Genomic DNA, 20,755 nt, shown 5'->3' on the forward strand with positions numbered 1-20,755 from the left:
CGCGCTGACTCGGCAAGGCGGAGAGGAGTTCTGATGTCAGCGGGTACGCCGACAGGTCCAGGCGACGTCGAGCGCGGAAGCGCAGAAAATGCTCCGAACCCTCCTCCAGCGGAAGGCTCGGTGCTTGCTCCCCCAACTGAGATGCCCCGGATCCCGTATCTGGTCGCATTCGGGTTCGCGCAGTTCGCGCTGTTCGTAGCGCTGCTGGGGCCGGTACTGGTGAGCATGGGGATCAAACTGATCTCTCTGGTCGGCGAAGACGATGCGCCCCAGGCCACCGGATTGGTACTCGGAGTCGGAGCGATCGCAGCAATGATCGCCAATCCCGTCTTCGGGCGCATCTCGGACCGCACCACCGGGCCGTGGGGCCGCCGACGACCGTGGATCATCGGGGGAAGCGTAGGGCTGGCCGTGGCCCTGCTCGCTATCGCGCTCGCCAACAGTGTCGTTGTATTGGTGATCGGTTGGTTCATCGCACAAGTCTTGGCGAACGCGGCCTTCGCCGCCTATCTGGCAACCATCCCCGACCAGATCCCACCGCACCGGCACGCAAGTATCTCCGGGTACGTCAACATCACGCAGAACCTGGGAATCCTCGCCTCCACCTACATCGCCAGCTTCTTCGAATCGAACATGCTGGCGTTGTTCATGGTGCCGGCCGTCATCGGCTTGGTCGGCATGAGCATCTTTGCGATCGTGCTCCCTGACAAACCACTCACCGTCAAACCACCGCGCATGCGCGCTCGCGGCTGGATCACGATGTTCTGGGTGAGTCCGCGTAAGCACCCGGACTTTATCTGGGTGATCCTTTCGCGCTTGCTGCTGTTCGTGGGCATGTATTTGTTCGTCACCTTCCGACTGTTCTGGGTTCAAGATCAGGTTGGCCTCGACCTGAGTGCAGCGACGAGCGCTGTAGCGACTGCAGTGCTCATCTACACGATCGCGTTGTTGGTTACCACCCAGATCGCCGGCTACGTCGCCGATCGACTGAATCGCCGGAAGGCGCCGGTATTCATATCGACGATGATCTACGCCATCGGCACACTGCTCTTGATCGGCGTCGATACGGTAGGCGGCTTCTACATCATCGAAGCTGCCCTGGGCATCGCCTATGGGATCTACTTCGCCTCCAACTTCGCGCTCGTACTCGCCGTACTGCCCGATCCCGACAACCCTGCAAAGGATCTCGGCATGTTCAACATGGCAAACGCCCTCCCACAGTCGCTCGCACCACTGATCGGCGCAGTGCTGCTCGAGGTGGGAAGCGGCGGGCAGAACTACACGTTGCTGCTCGGCGTCGCCGGGGTCGCCGTGTTCGTCGGAGCGATGGCGGTCCTTCCCATCAAGGCGCGGTAGCGACCCCACCACCTTCACAGTGCCTACCGATCGAGAAGGAGCAACCCGTGAACAGTCGCAGTTCCAAACCCGTCGAGGACAGTTCAGGAACGCCGACCCATGCGGGCCTGATCGCGTCTCTCGATCTTCCGTCGAAGGTCCGGCTCCTCACCGGTGCAACGACATTCACTACCGCCGCTGACGATACGATTGGCCTCGGCGAGTTGCGCCTGTCGGACGGCCCAACCGGAGTCCGCGGGCTCGACTCCAGTGGGGTTCGTGAGGTGACCTTGCTTCCCAACGCAACGGTACTGGCGTCGAGTTGGGACACTCGCCTGCTCTACGACGTCGGCCAGCTTCTTGCGGAAGAGGCACTGGCACAACGGATTCACGTGGTTCTCGGTCCGACTATCAACCTCCACCGCTCCCCCCTCGGGGGCCGCCTCTTCGAGGCGTATTCGGAGGACCCGCTGCTGACCGGTCTGCTCGCGACGGCGTACGTACGCGGACTGCAGGACGCTGGAGTCGGCGCATGCCTCAAGCACCTGGTAGCCAACGAGTCCGAGACCGAACGCCACACCATGAACAGCGTCGTCGACGAGGCCACGCTCCGCGAGTTGTACCTGACGCCGTTCGAGATCGCGGTCGCCGATGCAGATCCCTGGTCGATCATGGATGGGTACAACAACGTCAACGGGGTTGCCGCCACGGAGCACGTGCACGTCAACAACGAGATCGTCAAAGGCGAGTGGAATTACAGCGGCCTGCTCATGTCCGACTGGTTCGCAACCAAGACGGCTGCCCCCGCCGCCAACGGAGGCCTGGATCTGGTCATGCCCGGCCCCGGCGGTCCTTGGGGCGAGGCATTGGTAGCCGCCGTGGAGGCGGGAGAGGTTCCGATGTCGGTGATCGACGATCACGTCAATCGCCTCTTGGTGCTGGCCGCGCGGGTCGGGGCTCTGGGTGAGCACCGGCAGTACCCCTCGGATCTACCCACGCCGACGTCACCCGAACGCAGAGAGCAACTGACGCGGCTCGCAGCCGCCGGGATGACGGTCTTGACCAACAACGAAGGCACCCTCCCGCTGCGGCAAGACCAGTCGGCCGTCCTGATCGGCAGACACGCCCTCGACACCGTATGCATGGGAGGCGGTTCCGCGGAGGTCAATCCACCCCACCAGGTCAGTATTGCCGAGGGCATCGCTGCGCTGACGGGAACACCGGTCACCGTCGTCGACGGCGTCGCCGTACGCACCCGACCGGGTTCGATACAGCGAGGTGTCCTGCTCGACCCGGAGACCCGTGAACCCGGAATGCACTTCGTGTTGCGTTCCGTGGACGGGTCGGTAATCGAGGAACGACGTTCAGCCTCGGCAGTCACAACCGTGGGCTGGGACGACGACCTCGACGTCGACGTTGCCGCTGTCGAGTTTCGTGCGGTGACCACTCTCGAGGGACCCATCGATGTAGGCGCAATGGGCGTCGGCGACTGGACCCTGAACGCCGGTGACGCCGGCTTCGAGTACACCCTGGGTCCACCACTGGCCGACGACGCCCACGCCGGCCGGCCGGGTCCGTCGTTGGACGAGATTCTGGGTGGGGCGATGCAGAAGCCGCCGTTCCGGTTGGACACCGTGGTCGTCGGATCGGGCACCGAGATCAGCGGTGCCGTCCGGCGGCCCATGACCCCCGGCAGGTTCTCCGTGACAGTGGCTCCTGCTCAACGCAGCAGCGCCGACGCCATCGCCGAGGCGGTATCGGCCGCGGCCGAAGCCGACGTCGCGGTGGTCGTGGTCGGCACCACCGAAGAACGGGAAACCGAGGCGTTCGACAAGTCGACACTGCACCTGCCGGGCGATCAGGATGCTCTGGTCTCGGCCGTCGCGTCGGCTGCCCGCAAGACCGTCGTGGTGGTCAACGCCGCGACACCGGTGATCATGCCGTGGCGCGACGACGTGGACGCGATCCTCTGGGTCGGGCTGCCCGGCCAGGAGGCCGGACACGCCGTCGCGGCAACCCTCTACGGCACCATCGAGCCGTCGGGCCGACTGGTCACCACGTTCCCGCCCGAGGACGGGCAGAGCCCGGCCTGGTCGGTGACACCCGTGGGCGGCGACCTGGAGTACACCGAGGGGACCTTCATCGGGTATCGCGGCCATCACGCCGGTCGAGCCCCGGAGCCGAGCTTCTGGTTCGGCCACGGCCTGGGCTACTCCTCGTGGGAGTACCGCGACGCCCGCCTGGCCGGCGGCTCGCGTGTGCACGTGACCGTGGCCAACGTCGGCGGCCGAAGTAGCCGCGAGGTGGTCCAGTTGTACTTCGCCCCCGACGAACGCGACCAGCCGGTGCGTCTGGTCGGCTGGCAGGGCGTGACTGTCGAGGCCGGATCCTCCGCCGACGTCGAGGTGTCGGCCGATCCCCGAGCGCTACGCCGGTGGGACACGTCCGCTTCACGGTGGACTCCGCTGTCGGGCCGCGGACAGTTTCTTCTCGCGCGCGGACTCGGCGATGTCCGGGCCCGGCTCGAAGCCGTGCCTGCCGGCTCCTGAGTCCTTGCGCGCCAGAGGAAGTGCCTCAGGTAGGACCATCCTCGGCTCGGATGGCCGTCAGTGCCGACAACGCGTCTTCGGCGTCGAATCCCGCGGCCACGACCGCGGTGAGATAGTCCCTGGCCAACCTCTCCAGCAAATCGGGTGACGGTGGGGAAGCAGACTGTGGTCGCGTGCGGGCAACTTGAGTCCCCTTGCCGCGTCGTGACTCCACCCACCCTTCCTGCTCCAAGTCGCGATACGCGCGTGCGACGGTGCCGATTGCGACGTCGAGGTCCTTCGCGAGTTGCCTCAACGACGGAAGTTTGTCCCCCGGTGAGATCTGGCCGGACATGATGAGAGCGACGATCTGCCGACGAATCTGCTCATAGGGGGGCAGTAGATCGTCGGAACGAACTACGACTCGCGAACTGTTCATCGCGACACCGGTCATCGCAACACCAGTGGCTGTGGCGCAACGAATCGGACGATGGCCCACAGGCCGAGAGCGCCGCTGTAGATCATCATTCCCACCCCGAGGATTCCGGCCGCCTTCCAGCCCCAGCTCGTGTCGCCAACACTTGCAACCGCACCTGCTGCCTTCTGTAGAGAGAACCCTGCGACGAAGAGCCCGAACGCCGAAATTGCTGCAGCACATGCAACTCCGCGGGTCGCGATTCGGGTCCGAAGCGCCATGTCGTAAACCCCAGTATCGACTGCGCCCCATCGCTGGGCGCCCTTTGCGCAGACCAGAGCGAGGACCAGAACCAAGACGATCGCGATGATCAGAGGGGAGGAGTAGAAGGATCCCGGGTAGGGCGAGAACGTACGGCCGATGTCTCCGTGTGAGATCGAGAACGCGCGCATCTCGTTGCTGAAGGAGTCTGCCGATGCCGTGAGCGTCGTAGCGATCAGCCCCCCGATGGCAAGCAGCACCCCCACCACCGCGGCAACGGTGAAGCGCAGTGGCACAACAGACCTCAGCGATCGAGGTACCAGGCTCGCCTCCCGTTCGGACGAATCGCGGTCGACCCGATCGATACTCGAGGCGCTCAGGGCAAGCCCGATGGCCAGACATGTGACTACCCCAGGCACCAGCGTCACAGGCCCACGCCCGAAGTCGTTCCACCACAGCAGAGCGAATCCGACGGGGAGCGCGAGAACACCGCCCGCCATGAGCAACAGCGCACTCCGGCGACGCGCGTCTTTCGCCGAGGCCGGCATGTCCGAGCGCCGTGCCGCCACTGCATCACTGAATCCCGCCTGAATCAGCACGAGTGCCGCAACAAGCGTAAACAGGACGAACACGAACAGCGGAGACAAGACCATCGATTCCTCCAAGTACTACTGTGTCAGCTCGTTGATACAGTAGTACTTAGAGGAGCGGTGATCCAAGTCCGCGATCAGAGGCCTAGTCGGCCCAGTGCCCGGTGCGGGCGAACCCGTCGAGGACCGCTGTCGGCCCGGTGAGATCGATTCCCTCCGAAGCGACCCAGTCATCGTCGAAATAGGTCTCGGAGTAGCGCTCACCGCCATCGCACAGGAGCGTGACGACGCTGCCGCTGCGCCCTTGCTCGAGCATCTCGGCCACCAGCCCGAAGGCACCCCAGAGGTTGGTCCCGGTCGACCCACCCACCTTGCGGCCGAGCACGTCGCTGGCGTGCCGCATGGCCGCGATCGAACCGGCGTCGGGCACCTTGACCATCCGGTCCACAACCTGGCCGACGAACGACGGCTCCACCCGTGGGCGGCCTATCCCCTCGATCCGAGAGCCGCGTTCCGATGTGGATGTGAGGGCGCAGTCGTCACACCGCCACGCGTCGAAGAAGACGGAGTTCTCCGGGTCCACGACGCACAGTCCGGTGTCGAACTTGCGGTACCGCAGGTACCTGCCGATCGTCGCCCCAGTGCCGCCGGTGCCGGCGCCGACCACGATCCACTCCGGAATCGGGTTCTCCTCCTGCTGAAGCTGCGTGAAGATCGACTCCGCGATGTTGTTGTTGCCGCGCCAGTCGGTCGCCCGCTCGGCGTGAGTGAACTGATCCATGTAGTGGCCACCGGTCTCGGTCGCCAACCGCTGCGACTCGGCGTAGATGCGTGACGGATCCTTCACGAAGTGACAGCGACCACCCTGTGCTTCGATGAGCGCGATCTTGGCCGGACTGGTACCCGCAGGCATCACCGCAACGAAGTCGAGGCCCAGGAGCTTCGCGAAGTACGCCTCGCTGACCGCGGTCGATCCCGAGGACGCTTCGATGACCGTGGTGTCCTCGCCGATCCAGCCGTTGCAGATCGCATACAGGAACAGCGAGCGGGCCAGCCGGTGCTTGAGGCTTCCGGTGATGTGGGTGGACTCGTCCTTCAGATACAGCTGGACGCTCCACTCCGGCGGGAGCGGGTAGCGCAGCAGATGTGTGTCCGCGCTGCGCTGCGCGTCGGCCTCGATCAGACGGACTGCATTGTCGACCCACGCTCGTGGGCCCCGCCGGTCGAGGACGACCGTCACCGCCGGTCTTCTCCCCGGAGCTTCGCCTGCAGGTCGGCCTTGTCGGCACGGCGCTGCGAATCGACCGCGGCGATATCGCGGTTGACCCTCTTGCGAAGCCTCGAGAAGAGAACCAGCGAGAGCGGCAGCGCGATGAGAACCGCGAACAACGCCGCCACGAGGAGCGGCACCTCCACGCCGAACAGTTCGCCGCCGAACAGGATGACGGCCGCGAGTACGACCACTAGTCCGAGTCGCGCCGCCGAGTAGGCGACGACGTCGCGGACAAGGGTGCCGGTCGTTACGGTTCCGCCAGCCGGGCTGTCGGTATTTCGATCCTGTCCAGGAGGAGTCTGCGCTGCTTCACTCACACGATCAGGGTACCGACAGCAGGTGGCGCCCACTGCAGAGCAGCGAGGCGGGAAGGACGGAACGACGACACCGGGATGAGGTCATCCGATCGCGGAAGCGAGATTTCGTGCTGAGGGGCCAAGCGTCGAACACACAGATGGATCCACATTAGGTGCTGGCAACACCATCCATACTGGGATTTCCGATACCCGTGCACACCCCGTAATACACGAGTCCGACTAGTCCGTTTTGTCTATTACCTCCGCTTTACCAACTTTAGATCGTTCGAGTACCCGGGGGGTTGAGTGCCACTATGTCGAAGCCGGTTGACAAACGAACCGGTCCCGTATCCCCCCGGCCGACCCCCGCGGTAGGCCCCGAACCTTGGAGGATCGATGAGCGCACCCACCTACAACGGCGCCAAGGAAGCCTTGCTGACTCCAGGCCAGGTCGCCGCACTGTTCCATGTCGACCCCAAGACCGTCACGCGTTGGGCGCATGCCGGCCGGCTCGGATCTCTGCGCACCCCCGGAGGACACCGGAGGTTCCGTGAGGCCGAGGTGATGGCGCTGCTCTCGTCCCTCACCACCGAGGCACACCACTCCTGAGTGGCGTAAACGCCGACCGGGACAGGTAGATGCCGGGGTGACCCGGACACGGCTACCCTCGTAATCAGGAGGTGCACCGTGATCTACCTGTTGGCCTTTATCGGCCTGGTAACGCTCGCTGTCCTGTTGTGGAAAGCGTTCGGTCCGTCCGCGACGACCATGGTTCGCGGCGGCGGCGCGAGCAGGACCGGCCGAGTAGTCGGCCCGGACGACGATCCCGAGTTCTTGTGGCGCGTGGATCGTGAAAACCATCGCCGACAGTCGGGAACCGACACCCCGACCGACCCGGAGAGCTGATCCACGCTCCCCAGGGGTGACGGCCCACGCCGGGTAGGCCCGACGCGCCCGGACGACAACCGAACGAGCAACGGTCGCCGTGCTTCTGCACGGCGACCGTTGCTCGTTGCCGCCCGACTCCGTTCGGGCGGTGAAGTTCAGTTGAGGCCGGCGTAGGAGTGCAGGCCCGAGACGACCATGTTGATGATGAACAGGTTGAACAGCATCGCCACGAAACCGGCGACGTTGATCCAGGCCGCCTTGGTGTCGCGCCAGCCCGACGTCGCACGGGCGTGCAGGTACGCCGCGTAGACCACCCACGTGATGAAGGAGACGGTCTCCTTGGGGTCCCAACCCCAGAACCGGCCCCAGGCGGCCTCAGCCCAGATCGCGCCGAGGATGACGCCGGCACCGAACAGCGGGAACGCCACGATGGTCGTCTTGTAAGCAAGACGGTCGAGGGTCAGAGCGTCGGGCAGACGTTGGGCCAGCTTGGCGAACGGCCCGGTGCCCTCCTCCCCCTGCGGAAACCGGATCCGGTACAGAAACAGCAGGCTCGCGACGCCGGAGACCAAGAAGATCCCGCTGCCGACGCTGATGATCGTCACGTGGATCGGGAGCCAGAACGACTGGAGCGCCGGAACGACGGGGGCCGCATCGGAGTAGAGGACGGTCGCCGCGAGGAACATCAGAACCAGGACCGGCACCAGCAGGAAGACGAACAGGTCCGTGTTTCTGCGCATGGCGACGATGCCAGCGACCACCGCGGCCGCACAGGCCATCGTCACGAACTCGTACATGTTGCCCAGCGGGAAGCGGTCGGTCGCGAGTCCTCGCAGCACCATCGACGCGATGTGCAGCACCACGCCCACGATCAGCAGGGAATACCCCATGCCGCCGAACTTCTCCGACCACGTCTTGCCGGGCGTCGTCGCCACCCGGCCGGGCTGCTGGCCGGTCGTGGCCACCGGGCCACCCCCAGCTGTGACCAGCTCGCGTTCCTGGACCTCACGCGCCCGCATCGACGCGTACCGGGCGATCAGCAGAACGGTGGCAAGGACGTATATCGCGAACGCCGACTCGAACGACCAGTCGCTGTAACGCGCGAGTGTCTCGTTGATCGTCATGAATTCATCTCCTGCGCGTCGTAAGACCGTGCTGTCCGTTGTGCGGAGGGCTGACCGAGCATGCGGCGGCGCAGTCGGTCGAACTCGTCGCCCCAGCCCGCCTGATCCGTTCGAGCCAAGCCACCGAGTTCTACTACGGTTCGTCGTTCATTTGCGGCCAATGTAGCCGACGCCGTTTCGGGACCCTTCCCGGGCGCAGTCTCCGGGTAAATCCGCACCCACACCCGACGACGCTTGACCACCAGCGAGACCAGCAGGCCCGCCATCATCACGAGCGAGGACACCAGAACCCACTGCTGCGCGGGATCGTGCGAGACCTGCAGGTTGACGAAGTCGACGGCGCCGTCGAAACGCACCTCCGTGCCGTCGGCGAGGGTTGCGCTCTCACCGGGGAACAGGTTCACACGCTCCTGCTTGACCAGGCGGCCCTGGTTGATCAGCTCCTCGTTGAGCGAGAAGATGCTCTGCGGAAAACCGGTGTCGAGGCCGGTGTCGCCCTTGTAGATGTCGATCGCGACGGCCGGATCGATCAAATCAGGGAAGCCCGACGACAGCAGGTTCCCATCAAACACTGCAGTCGGGGCGAAAAGGCCCTCGATCGCGATCTGGTTCTTGCGCCGATCGTCCTCGTTCGGATACAAGCCGCCGGGCGGGTCGAAACGCATCGCGCCGCTCGACAGGAACGTCGTCGCGTCCTCAGGTGCCCACTGCAGGGTCTCGGTACGCGTCTCACCGTTCGGGAACGTCACGGTGAACGTCGGCGCGTAGCCATGGCCCTGCAGGTAGACCCGGTCACCTGCGACCCGCAGCGGATGGTTCACCTTGAGCTGGGCGTCGCGCCATGTGTTCGAGGTCAGGTCGTCACCCACCTGGTACGAGATGTTCGAAGTGAACATCTCGGCCTGACCGTTGTCGAGGTAGTCGGCCGTGAAGTCGTTGACCTTGACGCACAGCGGGGTCATGCCCGTGCCGTCCCGCTCGTTGCCCGCCCGGAACGAGTCGAAGACCGCGGGGGACGTCGTGCAGATACCCGGCCCACCGTTCGCCACGATGATCACGTTGCCCTCGTAGTGGAACAGCTTGCCCGCTGCGATCGAGATGAGCAGCGCCACCAACGACAAGTGGAACACCAGATTGCCGGCCTCGCGCAAGAAGCCCTTCTCGGCGGAGAGTGTGATCTCGCCTGTGTGCTTCGCGCGCTCCCCGCCGGAGCGCTGCTCGACGCGCCAACCGCGCAGGTGGCTCCGGACGCGCCCCGCGACGGCCTCAGGGGCCTCGTCGACGGTCTCGACATGGTGATGTGGAAGCCGACTGAGGTTGCGTGGCGCAGCAACGGGCTTCGCACGCAACGCCTTCGCGTACTCGACGCAGCGCGGGACGATGCAGCCGACCAGAGAGACGAACAGCAGGACATAGACCGCGGTGAACCAGAAGCTACCGAAGACGTCGAACAGTTCGAGTCGGTCCATGATCGGCCCGAGCGTCGGTCGGGCCGCGATGTACTCGTCGACCTTGCCCTCGTTGAGGCTGCGCTGCGGAAGCAGGGCGCCCGGAATGGCCGCGAACGCCAGCAGGAACAGCAGCACCAAGGCGGTGCGCATCGAGGTCAGACCGCGCCAGGTATTGCGAACCACGGCGACAGCACGGCCGAGCAGCGACTGCCGTGGCGGACGCGGCGACGGCTCGTCGATCCCGTCCGGGGACGACGCGTCGGCACTCAGTGTGTCTCGAGCGGTCATATCGGCAGGACCACGTCCGTGATGAATGCGTCACGGACCCAGCTGACGAACAGGTCCCACGCCCCGGTGACCAATGCGATACCGACCAGGATCAACAAGATCCCACCGAACACCTGGATGGCCCGGCTGTTGCGGCGCAGCCAGCCGACACCGGCCAGCGCGCGCGCCGAGCCGAGCGCCACCAGTACGAAGGGAAGCCCGAGGCCGAGGCAGTAGGCGACGATCAGGGCGACGCCACGTGCTGCCGTCGCGCCTTCGGTACCGGCCGCGACCGACAGGACGCCGGCAAGCGTCGGACCCAGGCACGGCGTCCAGCCGAGTGCGAACACCCCTCCGAGCAGCGGGGCACCCGCCAACCCCGAGACCTGTCGCGGCGCGAACCGGGTGTCCTTCTGCAGGACCGGGATCAGCCCGACGAACGCCAGGCCCATCACGATCGTGACGACCCCACCGACACGCTGGAGGACCTCTCGGTTGAGCGCCAGTGCCTCGATGGCACCGAAGACGGTCGCGGTCGCCATCACGAAGACGACGGTGAATCCGAGGACGAACAGACCGGCAGCCCCGGCGACGCGCAGTCGCCCGTCGCGCAGCGTCGCGGTCCGCGTGTGCGCCTCCGCCGTAGTCACGGCCGGCGCCTCCGCCCCGACCACCCCGGCCAGATACGACAAGTACCCAGGAACGAGTGGCACGACGCACGGTGAGGCGAAGGAGACCAGACCGGCGAGCACACACGCGCCCAGTGCGAGCAGCAGTGGGCCGCTCGAAGCGGTCTGCTGGAACGCCTCACCGATGCCGGCCAGAAGTATCGTGTCCTGGGTCATGCCTGATCCTGCGGTTCCTGCGCGATCCGTTCCACGACCGGTTGCAGATCCTCGGCCAGCAGTTCCTTCAAGTAGACGGCCGCAACGCGATGCTCACGGTCCAGCACGATCGTCGTCGGCACGACGCTGGTCGGGTAGTTCTTCCCGAGCATCATCAGCGTGCGGAACTCGGGGTCGTAGATCGAGGGATAGGGCACGTTGTAGTTGACATGGAAGTCCTGAGCCTTGCTCTTCGTCGGATCCTTGACGTTGATGCCGAGGAACTGGACGCCGAGATCCTTGGTGTTCTGGTAGACGGTCTCGAGATCGTCGGCCTCAGCGCGGCACGGGGCGCACCACTGGCCCCATACGTTGAGCACCACGACCTGTCCCTCGTAGTCGGACAACGATGTGGTCTTGCCTTCGGTCATCAGGTCCGGACCCGAGACGTTGCCGGCCTTGCCGCGATCGGAGGGCGGATCGTAGAACAACTCGGTCTTGCCACCCGGCGAGACGAACACGAAGGTGCCACCCTGCGCGACTGCGTCACTGCCGGTGGCGCAGCCGGCGACAACGGCGGCGAGGGCGGCCGAGCAGGCCGCCGCGGCCATACGTAGAGAAAGGAACTTCATGCGCCGGTCACCCTCGGGTCGGACGCACCGGCCGGCTCGGAGTAGACGATGTCGACGAGTGTGTCGTCCTCGTAGACGAGGGACGTCAGCGACGCGAGGCCGCACTGCCGGTTGCGTGGATCGTGCCAGAGCCGCTCGCCCTGCAGGAAGCGGCGCAACGTCCACACGGGCAGCTGGTGGCTCACGCACACCGCCTCGTGACCGGCCGCGGCAACACGAGCGGCGTTGACGGCGGCGAGCATGCGGTGCGCGATCTGCAGGTAGGGCTCGCCCCACGACGGGGTGAACGGATCGCGCAGCTTCCACCAGTGCCGCGGGCGGCGCAGCGCACCGTCGCCGACGGACACCTTGAGGCCCTCGAAGTCGTTGGCGGCCTCGATGAGATTGGCGTCGGTCCCGATCGGCAACCCGTGCTTCTCCGCGATCGGCGCGGCGGTCTCCTGCGCTCGCTGCAGCGGCGACGCGAAGACGTGAGTGATGTCGTGGTCGGCGAGCGCCAACGCGACCGTGCGGGCCTGCGCTTCACCGGTGGCCGACAGCCGGAAGTTCGGGAGACGTCCGTAGAGAATTCCGCTCGGGTTGTGCACCTCTCCGTGCCGGAGCACGTGGACGATTGTGCGGGTGTCGGAGTGCCGGTGGTCGGCAGCGCTCGCGTTGTCGGCGTCGGTCACGTTGTGGTCCCTGCGTTTCGGTTGTCAGCCAGTTGCGGTTGTCAGTCTGCGCTGCGGCTCAGTTCTGTGCTGCGGCGGCTGCCTTGGCCGCGTGCGGGGCGGCGTCGGCGATCTTCGAAAAGGCGTCGTCGTCGAGGGCCGACGAGACGAACCATGCCTCGAACGCACTCGGCGGGGCGTAGACGCCACGCGAGAGCAGGGCATGGAAGAAATCGGGGAACCGCCACGTGTCGGCGGCCTTGGCCTCGGTGTAGTTCGTAACCGGGTCCGCGGAGAAGAACACGCTCACCAAGGTTCCCGCGAACTGGACGCGATGCGGGACCCCCTCGGCGGTGAGCGCGTCGCCGAGCAGTGTGCCGAGCGTCCGCGCGTTACGGTCGAGCGCGGCGTACACGTCGTCGTCGGCGGCTCGCAGACTCGCCAGGCCGGCGGCTACGGCCACTGGGTTACCGGACAGCGTGCCGGCTTGGTACACGGGCCCGGACGGTGCCAGTCTGCTCATGACGTCGGCGCGGCCACCGAATGCGGCAGCCGGCAGCCCACCACTCATGACTTTTCCGAACGTGTAGAGGTCACCGGCGACGCCGTCGCAGCCGTACCAGCCGGAACGGCTGACACGGAAACCGGTCATGACCTCGTCCATGATCAGCAGTGCGCCGTACTCGGTGGTCAGGGCGCGCAGGCCCTCGTTGAAACCGGGCAGCGGAGCGACCGCCCCCATGTTGCCAGCGGCGGCCTCGGTGATGACGCAGGCGATCTCACCGGGGTTCGCGGCGAACGCGGCTCGCACGGCCTCGATGTCGTTGTAGGGCAGGACGATGGTGTCCTCGGCCTGTGCGCCGGTCACCCCGGGGGACGTCGGGAGACCGAAGGTGGCCAGTCCCGATCCGGCGTCCGCGAGCAGCGCGTCGACGTGCCCGTGGTAGCAGCCGGAGAACTTGACGATCTTCGAGCGGCCGGTGAAGCCGCGGGCCAGGCGCACCGCACTCATGGTGGCCTCGGTGCCGGAGTTGACCAGGCGGACCTGCTCGACCGGTGCGACACGGGTGACGATCTCCTCGGCGAGGGCGATCTCGCCCTCGGTGGGAGCACCGAAGGACAGCCCCGTCGTCGCGGCCTTCTGCACGGCTTCGACGACGGCCGGGTGCGCGTGGCCGAGGATCATCGGGCCCCACGAGCACACCAGATCGACGTAGTCGTTGCCGTCGACGTCGGTGAGCGTGCAGCCGGATGCCTCTGCCATGAAATGGGGAGCGCCACCGACGGAACCGAACGCGCGTACCGGGGAGTTCACGCCACCGGGAATGACCTTGGACGCCCTGCCGAAGAGCTCAGAAGAACGGGCATCACGAAATTCGGGTCCCGCACCGGACCCGCTGGAGGCAGCACTCACGCCTCCAGTGTCCCAGTTCTTCCGAATTCGACAACGACGGGCTGTAGGAGGTGGCCGGAATCACACCAGTTCGCGAGCGTCTCGCCGCGACTACGCACCCTGCGGCGCGACGTGGAGCACCTTGTCGTCCGAACCGTTGTCGGTGGTGATCAGCAGGCTGCCGTCGGGCATGCGAGTGGCCGAGCGCAAGCGACCGTATTCCTCGGTGAGCGCTGAATCCGTCGCGACGACATTCTCGCCGTCGTCCGACAACTTCAGGAACAGCAGCTCCTGCTCCTTCTGACTGGTGACGGCGAGCGCGCCGTCCCACTCACCCCAGCTCGCGCCGGAGACGAAAGTGCCGCCGGGCGTCGCGATCGTCGGCGTTCCGGAACTCCACACGGCCGCGACGGCACCCGGTACCCGGTCCGGGTCGGTCATGGGCACGCTCTCGTCGTATATGCCCGGCTCGCGATCCGGCCGCCAGCCGTAGTTGTTGCCGGCCTGCAGGAGGTTCACCTCGTCGTCGCGATGGGTGCCCTGTTCGATGCTGTAGAGCCGCCCGGTGCCCGGCTGCAACGCCAGGCCTTGTACGTTGCGATGCCCGAGCGTGAACAGCGGGCTTTCGGGGTCGGGGTTCCCCGCCGCCGGGGTTCCGTCGGTGTTGATGTGCAGCACCTTGCCGCCCAGGGAGTTCCGATCTTGCGGCGCGGTCGGTGACGTCGCATCACCCGTGCCCACGTACAGAGTGCCGTCCGGATGGGCGAGGATACGGCAGCCGCCGTGACGTCCATCGGCAGCCGTCGGCATTCCCGTCAGGACGTCGCCGGTGCGGGTGAGGGTGGTCCATCCCGGATCCACCGTCCACGACACGACGCGGATGTCGGTGCCGCTGCCGGTGTCGACGGATCCGCCACCGTCGCTTCGATGCCCCTGGCACGTGTAGATCGTCCGACTGGTCGCGAAGTCGGTGGCCAGCGCTATCCCCATGAAACCGGTCTCACCCTGGGCGTACAGATCCGACAGGTCCGCGGTTACCTCGCCGACGCTGCCGTCGGCCCGCTTGACCACGAACCGGCCTGCACGTTCACCGGTAAGGATCGCGCCGTCCGGGGCGACCACCACGTCCCACGGATTCGCGAGATCGTCCAGGACCGTGGTGACTTCGAGCGCGGGAAACGACGTCGTCGGTTCGGCACAGGCAGTTGGCGCGACGACGATTCCGATGACCGCCATCACACCGATACCTACCCGTCGAACCGGTGCGCGCACGAATAGGCCCTCCCTGTCGACTGCCGATTCGTACACACCCTACGACAGCGCCGCCGCGCCCGCGGTCAACCCGACGGTGGTTCCTGCGCCAGGTGGCTACTGGACGAGCTCGTAGCCAGCCTCTGCGACCGCGGCGGCGACGGCGATCGTGTCCATCGGCACATCACTCGTCACGACGACACGTCCGGACGCCACGTCGACGTCGACGTCAGTCACCCCCGACAGCTCGCTGATCTCCTCGGTGACCGCGGAGGCGCAGTGCTGGCAGGTCATGCCCTTGACGATGTAGGTGTGCTCCATCGGGGTCTCCTCATCCGGGGTCTCCTCATCGAGGATCGCGCAGTGGTCAGGATTTGGCAGCTCTCACGACTTGACGAGGCGGGCGATGGCGTCGGAGGCCTCCTTGACCTTCGCGTCAGCTTCCGGGCCGCCCTTCTTCGCGGCCTCGACGACGCATCCCGCGAGGTGTGCCTCGAGCAGCTTCAGAGACACCGACTCCAGCGCCGACGTGGCCGCCGACACCTGGGTGAGCACGTCGATACAGTAGCGATCGTCCGCGACCATGCGCGAGATGCCCTGCACCTGTCCTTCGATGCGTCGCAGACGCTTGAGCAGGTCCTCCTGCTGCGAGCTGTATCCGTTGTTCATGAGCCCCATGATACCCCCTACGGGTACTTGCCCGATGAAGATCGCCGCGCGTATCGACGTAGAACAGCCAGCACGAGTAGACCCGCGACGACTAGCAGTGCGAACGCTGCCGAGATCCACCCGCCCGAGTACCGCACCGACGTGAACGGTGGCGTCCCGGGTGCTATGGGTGCGAACTCGACGGTGGTGACACCTCGCGTCCAGCACACGAAGGCGAGCGCCAGTGCCAATGCAGCACCGAACACCTCGGCGACCAGGATCACTAGGGCCCTGGCTCCTGTACCCGTCGCCACCGGCCGCTTCACGATGTCCCCCGCACCCGGGCGAGCGCATCGGTGAGAGCCTCCCGTAGGCCGTCGTCGTCGCGGGCCCACGCCTGTACCAGCGAGCCGTCACGCAGCCTCAGCCCGATCCCCTTGCGCCGCCTGGGCACACCCGACAGTTCCCCGAGACTGCGTGCGCGCTCCCAGCGCTGGGGTTCGTCGGCATATGGGTCGGCCTTCGGCAGCACGGTCTCGATCTCAGTGAGGGGCAACGCCGCCGTACCCTGCCGCAGCGCCGTCTCTGTCAGTTCAACGCTGACGTGCCGACGCGCAGCGACCACCTGCGCGTACACGATGCCGGTAAGGATGACGGCGAACAGCGTCAATGCGAACCAGTGCACAACGGGGCCGGTCAGCAACTCGATCACGAGGGCGACGACGCAGAACACGGGACCATAGGCGACGGCCCGCCAACGGGCACCGGGCTCGGTGAACAGCACGTTCGGCCCGGTGACGGTCAGCTCAGTCGGACTGTCGGCGTCGAAACCACTCACGCGCACCCTCCCGGAACACCAAAATGCAAGCCACGACCAGCAGCAACGGAACCACGAGCAGCACCGGCGCGATCACCCCGACAGTGGACAACGCGATCGCCGCCACCGCGAACACCGCCGAGAGCAGGACCACGACGTTGCGCAGGCGTGGATTGCCGGCGCGCACGGGCGCTGCGAGGAAACCTATAACGAGTCCGAACAGCAGCGATGCGATTCCGATTCCGCGCAGCACCCCGACAAACGAGTCTGCATCGGATCCGAGCCGTTCTTCGATTGCGTCCGCGGACGTGGTCATCGCCAGCAGACCGAGGAACACCATGGCGGCGGCGCAGACCACCCAGATCCAGTAGGCGACGGAGACCAGGCGCGGGGTCGACTCACTCACCACCACATCCTGATGCATCGATCGCTCGCCGACGAGGGGTCCAGCAGACGCGGGACAGGGCTCAGCGGACAAGGGCGCCCGATACAACCAGGAGCACGAGTGTCACCAGTCCGAACAGCGCGAACAGGGCGATCCACAGCAGTTCCCGCCGACTACCGGTTCCATGATCGACACGCATCACAACTCCCTGAACGAATCCGAGCACCGAGCCAATGTGACGTGCTTCACACTACAGGGGCGGTGTACGGAACCCCGACCTCCGGGGCGATCAGTGCCTCCCGGCCCGTAGTCAGCGCTCCGGCGGAAGTTTCGCGAAGTACTCGTTGGACCCCTGGCGGTACATCAGCACGATCGCACCGACCGCCATCACGGCCTGCAAGATCACTGCGGCACCCATGACCAACGCCGCGGACCCACTGGCCGGCCCCCCGCTGACGACCGTTTGCATCGCTGAGAACACGACGAACGCACCGGCCATCGTCAACAGCACGCGGGCCCAACTCCTGCCGCCGCGCATCTTGAACGCGAACAGCACGGTCAATCCGCCCAGCACAACGGCGAGGAGGACGCCCGTGATGACGAGTCCGATCGCCAGCAATTGCTCGGCCTGCGCCCGCGTGACCTCCTGGCCCGACTGCGTGGCGACGTCGTCCAAGAATTGGTCGACGAACGCGGCCCGGTCGTTGTAGAGGAACAACAGCACCGCAACCAGGTGGACCACACCGAGCGCCGCGACGCCGAGCCACAATTGGAAGGCGGTGACGATGTCGGCAGGCACCGGCTTCTGCTGCTGCACCACGGGCCGCATCGGATCCTGCCCCGGCGGCTGGGGCGGTCCCGCCGGATACCGCGGAGTACCCGGCCACGGGTCGGGCTGTCCCGACTGCTGCTGGTTCTGCCCCGGCCACTGTTCGGTCATGCCAGCCACCCCGCAGCCTCGGCAGCCCAATAGGTCAGCACGATGTCGGCTCCGGCACGGCGGATGCTCAGCAGCGACTCGAGGACGGCGGCGTCCCGGTCGATCCAACCGTTCTGGGCGGCCGCTGTGATCATCGAGTACTCGCCGGAGATCTGGTACGCGGCCACCGGAACCGTCGAGCGATCGGCGACCTCACGAAGCACATCGAGATACGACATGGCGGGCTTGACCATCACCAGATCGGCACCCTCCGCGAGGTCCAGATCCACCTCGAGCAGCGATTCGCGCCGGTTCGCAGAGTCCTGCTGGTATGTGCGGCGGTCGCCTTCGAGGGACGAGCTGACAGCCTCGCGGAACGGGCCGTAGAACACCGACGCGTACTTGGCCGAGTACGCCAACTGCCCGACGTCGGTGTGTCCGGCCTCGTCGAGACCCTCGCGGATCGCCGCGACCTGACCATCCATCATCCCGCTGGGGCCGAGCAGGTGGGCGCCGGCTTCTGCCTGGGCGATCGCCATCTCGACGTACCGGGCCAGAGTGGCGTCGTTGTCGACCCGGCCGTCCTCGGAGAGCACACCGCAGTGCCCGTGCGAGGTGAACTCGTCGAGGCACGTGTCCGCCATGAGGACCGTCGCGTCGCCCAGTTCGGTCTTCAGCGCGACCAGACCGCGGTTGAGGATGTTGTCCGGGTCGGTCGCGCAGGAGCCGTCCTCGTCCTTGTCCTCCTCGCGGGGCACCCCGAACAGCATCAGTCCGCCCACGCCCGCCTCGACCGCGTCGGTCGCGGCGGCCCGGAGCGAGTCGAGCGTGTGCTGGACTACACCCGGCATGGAGGAAATCGGTCGCGGTTCGTCGATGCCGTCGGCGACGAACATCGGAAGCACCAGATGGCGTGGTTCGAGTGACGTCTCGGCGACCAACCGGCGAAGCGCGACGGTGCCACGCAGCCGCCGCGGGCGGCGGGCGGGAAAGTCACCGCGGCGGGCGGGAAAGTCACCGCGGCGGGCGGGAAAGTCACCGCGGCGGGCGGGAAAGTCACCGCGGCGGGCCGGAAAGCCGCCGCCGGCGGCCGGAAAGCCGTCGCCGCGGACGGGAACGCCATCCCGGCGGGCGGGAAAGATGTTGTCGCGGTGTGTGGGATACAAGGGGACGGCTCTCCTGTGCCTGGCTCTCTCCTGTGCCTGACTCCGGTCAGCGGCGGGCGCGAGACTTCTTGCGCGGGGGCGGCAGCGCACCCTCGGCGCGCAACCGCGCCGCGTGCTCGGCGAGCGCCTCGACGAGCGGACCCATCTGCGCCGTCTCCGGTCGGACGTCGACGCGCAGACCGAACTCGATCGCGGTCTCGGCCGTCTTGGGCCCGATGCACGCGACGATCGTCCGGGCGTGCGGCTTACCGGCGATGCCGACGAGGTTACGGACGGTCGACGACGACGTGAAGCACACCGCGTCGAAGCCACCAGTCTTGATCATCTCGCGGGTCTCGGCCGGTGGCGGGGCCGCCCGCACCGTGCGGTACGCGGTGACGTCGTCGATCTCCCAGCCGCGCTCGCGCAGACCCTCGGCAAGGGTCTCGGTGGCGATGTCCGCACGCGGCAGCAGCACGCGGTTCACCGGATCGAAAACCTCATCGTACGGCGGGAAGTCGGCCAGTAGACCCTCACTGGACTGCTCGCCGGACGGCAGCATTTCCGGGGTGATGCCGAACGAGCGCACCTTCTCGGCGGTGGCCTCGCCAACGCAGGCGATCTTCACGCCCGAGAAGGCACGTGCGTCCAGGCCGAACGCCTCGAACTTCTCCCACACCGCGCGCACGGCGTTGGTGGAGGTGAACACGACCCACTGGTAGCGGCCGTCGACCAGTCCCTTGACGGCCCGCTCCATCTGGGCCGGGCTGCGGGGCGGCTCGACCGCGATGGTCGGGACCTCGATGGGGATCGCGCCGTGGGTGACCAGCCGGTTGCTCATGTCGGCGGCCTGCTCCTTGGTGCGTGGCACCAGGACGGTCCAGCCATACAGTGCACGCGACTCCCACCACGACATCTTGTTGCGCTGCGAGACGATCTTGCCGACCGTGACGATCAGCGGACCGACCAGTTCGGACCCGACCTCGTTGAGCGTCGCGAGGGTGGCCTCGACGGTGCGCTGCTGACGGGTGGTGCCGCGCACTGTGATCGCCGCCGGGGTCTGCGGAGCAAGGCCGTGTTCGACGAGCGCGCTTGCGGTCTCGGCGAGATGCGCCGAGCTCGCGTGCAGCACGAGGGGGCCGGGGGCACCGGCCAACGCCGCCCAATCGACCTCGCCGCGTACATCGGCCTCGGTGTGCGTCGAGCCGAGCGCCATACCGGCATAGCTCGGCACCGCGGACCCTGACGGCAGCCCAGGAAGCACCTCGAACACCACCTGGGTTCGGGCAACACACGAGACCTCCGCGATCACCGAATCGGTGGTCAGCGGGTCGCCCGCCACGAGACGGACCACGTCGCGGCCGCTGCGGGCCTCGGCGACAAGGGTCTTGGCGACCTCGGCCGGCTCTCCGAGCGCAGGCCGGACCTCGGCGATCGGCTCGTCGGTCTCGGGGTCACGGCCGAGTGCGGTGCCGACGAGTGCGGTGATGCCCTTGTCGACATCGGGATCGGTGAATGCCAGGGCTGCCGACTCGAGCACATCCCGCGCCCGGACGGTGAGCAATGCCGGGTCACCGGGTCCCGATCCCACAAACAGGATCCGCCCGGGGCTGTTCTTACGGACTCGGCTCATCGGTAGTTCTCCAGTGCGGTCTCATGTCGA

23 protein-coding genes are annotated in these 20,755 nt (G+C 66.6%); 4 read left to right on the top strand and 19 right to left on the bottom strand.

From position 1 onward, the window contains the following. The first annotated feature begins 33 nt into the window (after nucleotides 1–33). On the top strand, nucleotides 34–1,356 hold the full coding sequence (locus EF834_RS14075) for an MFS transporter (protein WP_127947858.1): 1,323 nt from the start codon (nucleotides 34–36) through the stop codon (nucleotides 1,354–1,356). 47 nt (nucleotides 1,357–1,403) lie between these two features. Further along, on the top strand, nucleotides 1,404–3,884 hold the full coding sequence (locus tag EF834_RS14080; RefSeq protein WP_206615285.1) for a beta-glucosidase family protein: 2,481 nt from the start codon (nucleotides 1,404–1,406) through the stop codon (nucleotides 3,882–3,884). 25 nt (nucleotides 3,885–3,909) lie between these two features. Here the strand turns inward: EF834_RS14080 and EF834_RS14085 are convergent, their stop codons facing one another. The 4 genes from EF834_RS14085 to EF834_RS14100 form a co-directional block, all read right to left on the bottom strand. Then, nucleotides 3,910–4,302: a GntR family transcriptional regulator gene (locus EF834_RS14085; protein WP_127947859.1), complete on the bottom strand. Its 393-nt coding sequence runs from the start codon at nucleotides 4,300–4,302 to the stop codon at nucleotides 3,910–3,912. A gap of 11 nt (nucleotides 4,303–4,313) precedes the next feature. Further along, entirely contained in the window at nucleotides 4,314–5,192 is an 879-nt protein-coding gene (locus EF834_RS14090; RefSeq protein WP_127947860.1) for a hypothetical protein, read from the bottom strand. A gap of 82 nt (nucleotides 5,193–5,274) precedes the next feature. Further along, nucleotides 5,275–6,369: an L-cysteine desulfhydrase Cds1 gene (cds1, locus tag EF834_RS14095; protein WP_127947861.1), complete on the bottom strand. Its 1,095-nt coding sequence runs from the start codon at nucleotides 6,367–6,369 to the stop codon at nucleotides 5,275–5,277. Then, nucleotides 6,366–6,719, bottom strand: coding sequence for a DUF4229 domain-containing protein (locus tag EF834_RS14100; protein ID WP_127947862.1), 354 nt, complete (start codon nucleotides 6,717–6,719; stop codon nucleotides 6,366–6,368). The genes cds1 and EF834_RS14100 overlap by 4 nt, the downstream gene beginning before the upstream one ends. 375 nt (nucleotides 6,720–7,094) lie before the next feature. Between EF834_RS14100 and EF834_RS14105 the strand changes: the two genes are divergently transcribed. Beyond that, the gene (locus EF834_RS14105) at nucleotides 7,095–7,307 is read left to right on the top strand and encodes a BldC family transcriptional regulator (protein ID WP_005518137.1); all 213 of its coding nucleotides are present in this window, start codon (nucleotides 7,095–7,097) and stop codon (nucleotides 7,305–7,307) included. A gap of 78 nt (nucleotides 7,308–7,385) precedes the next feature. Further along, a complete protein-coding gene (locus EF834_RS14110; protein ID WP_127947863.1) occupies nucleotides 7,386–7,604 on the top strand; it encodes a hypothetical protein in 219 nt (72 codons plus the stop codon). A gap of 137 nt (nucleotides 7,605–7,741) precedes the next feature. Here the strand turns inward: EF834_RS14110 and ccsB are convergent, their stop codons facing one another. The 15 genes from ccsB to EF834_RS14185 all read right to left on the bottom strand — a co-directional run bounded on the left by ccsB (nucleotide 7,742) and on the right by EF834_RS14185 (nucleotide 20,725). Then, entirely contained in the window at nucleotides 7,742–8,710 is a 969-nt protein-coding gene (gene ccsB, locus EF834_RS14115) for a c-type cytochrome biogenesis protein CcsB (protein ID WP_127947864.1), read from the bottom strand. Continuing rightward, nucleotides 8,707–10,449, bottom strand: a complete 1,743-nt coding sequence (gene resB / locus EF834_RS14120; RefSeq protein WP_127947865.1) for a cytochrome c biogenesis protein ResB — start codon at nucleotides 10,447–10,449, stop codon at nucleotides 8,707–8,709. The genes ccsB and resB overlap by 4 nt, the downstream gene beginning before the upstream one ends. Continuing rightward, nucleotides 10,446–11,273: a cytochrome c biogenesis CcdA family protein gene (locus EF834_RS14125; RefSeq protein WP_127947866.1), complete on the bottom strand. Its 828-nt coding sequence runs from the start codon at nucleotides 11,271–11,273 to the stop codon at nucleotides 10,446–10,448. The genes resB and EF834_RS14125 overlap by 4 nt, the downstream gene beginning before the upstream one ends. After that, a complete protein-coding gene (locus EF834_RS14130) occupies nucleotides 11,270–11,863 on the bottom strand; it encodes a TlpA disulfide reductase family protein (RefSeq protein WP_408014520.1) in 594 nt (197 codons plus the stop codon). Before EF834_RS14130 ends, EF834_RS14125 begins: the two co-directional genes overlap by 4 nt. A 17-nt stretch (nucleotides 11,864–11,880) precedes the next feature. Continuing rightward, the gene (locus EF834_RS14135) at nucleotides 11,881–12,555 is read right to left on the bottom strand and encodes a histidine phosphatase family protein (protein ID WP_127947868.1); all 675 of its coding nucleotides are present in this window, start codon (nucleotides 12,553–12,555) and stop codon (nucleotides 11,881–11,883) included. A gap of 58 nt (nucleotides 12,556–12,613) precedes the next feature. After that, a complete protein-coding gene (gene hemL / locus EF834_RS14140; RefSeq protein ID WP_127947869.1) occupies nucleotides 12,614–13,948 on the bottom strand; it encodes a glutamate-1-semialdehyde 2,1-aminomutase in 1,335 nt (444 codons plus the stop codon). 90 nt (nucleotides 13,949–14,038) lie between these two features. Further along, nucleotides 14,039–15,163 carry a PQQ-dependent sugar dehydrogenase gene (locus EF834_RS14145; RefSeq protein ID WP_127948124.1) on the bottom strand — a complete coding sequence of 375 codons (1,125 nt, stop codon included), beginning with the start codon at nucleotides 15,161–15,163 and terminating at the stop codon, nucleotides 14,039–14,041. Nucleotides 15,164–15,295: 132 nt separating this feature from the next. Continuing rightward, a complete protein-coding gene (locus EF834_RS14150) occupies nucleotides 15,296–15,499 on the bottom strand; it encodes a heavy-metal-associated domain-containing protein (protein WP_127947870.1) in 204 nt (67 codons plus the stop codon). A 63-nt stretch (nucleotides 15,500–15,562) separates the two neighbouring features. Beyond that, the gene (locus EF834_RS14155) at nucleotides 15,563–15,847 is read right to left on the bottom strand and encodes a metal-sensitive transcriptional regulator (protein ID WP_127947871.1); all 285 of its coding nucleotides are present in this window, start codon (nucleotides 15,845–15,847) and stop codon (nucleotides 15,563–15,565) included. A 17-nt stretch (nucleotides 15,848–15,864) separates the two neighbouring features. Next, nucleotides 15,865–16,152 carry a hypothetical protein gene (locus EF834_RS14160; RefSeq protein ID WP_206615287.1) on the bottom strand — a complete coding sequence of 96 codons (288 nt, stop codon included), beginning with the start codon at nucleotides 16,150–16,152 and terminating at the stop codon, nucleotides 15,865–15,867. Then, on the bottom strand, nucleotides 16,149–16,664 hold the full coding sequence (locus EF834_RS14165; RefSeq protein WP_235871209.1) for a hypothetical protein: 516 nt from the start codon (nucleotides 16,662–16,664) through the stop codon (nucleotides 16,149–16,151). Before EF834_RS14165 ends, EF834_RS14160 begins: the two co-directional genes overlap by 4 nt. Beyond that, the gene (locus EF834_RS14170; protein WP_127947872.1) at nucleotides 16,633–17,049 is read right to left on the bottom strand and encodes a hypothetical protein; all 417 of its coding nucleotides are present in this window, start codon (nucleotides 17,047–17,049) and stop codon (nucleotides 16,633–16,635) included. Before EF834_RS14170 ends, EF834_RS14165 begins: the two co-directional genes overlap by 32 nt. Nucleotides 17,050–17,338: 289 nt before the next feature. Then, nucleotides 17,339–17,968: a hypothetical protein gene (locus EF834_RS14175; protein ID WP_127947873.1), complete on the bottom strand. Its 630-nt coding sequence runs from the start codon at nucleotides 17,966–17,968 to the stop codon at nucleotides 17,339–17,341. Beyond that, the gene (hemB, locus tag EF834_RS14180; protein ID WP_268961018.1) at nucleotides 17,965–19,113 is read right to left on the bottom strand and encodes a porphobilinogen synthase; all 1,149 of its coding nucleotides are present in this window, start codon (nucleotides 19,111–19,113) and stop codon (nucleotides 17,965–17,967) included. The genes EF834_RS14175 and hemB overlap by 4 nt, the downstream gene beginning before the upstream one ends. Before the next feature lie 46 nt (nucleotides 19,114–19,159). Next, the gene (locus EF834_RS14185; RefSeq protein ID WP_127947874.1) at nucleotides 19,160–20,725 is read right to left on the bottom strand and encodes a bifunctional uroporphyrinogen-III C-methyltransferase/uroporphyrinogen-III synthase; all 1,566 of its coding nucleotides are present in this window, start codon (nucleotides 20,723–20,725) and stop codon (nucleotides 19,160–19,162) included. Nucleotides 20,726–20,755 lie beyond the last annotated feature (30 nt).

Source organism: Rhodococcus spongiicola (assembly GCF_004011835.1).
Lineage (GTDB): Bacteria > Actinomycetota > Actinomycetes > Mycobacteriales > Mycobacteriaceae > Prescottella > Prescottella spongiicola.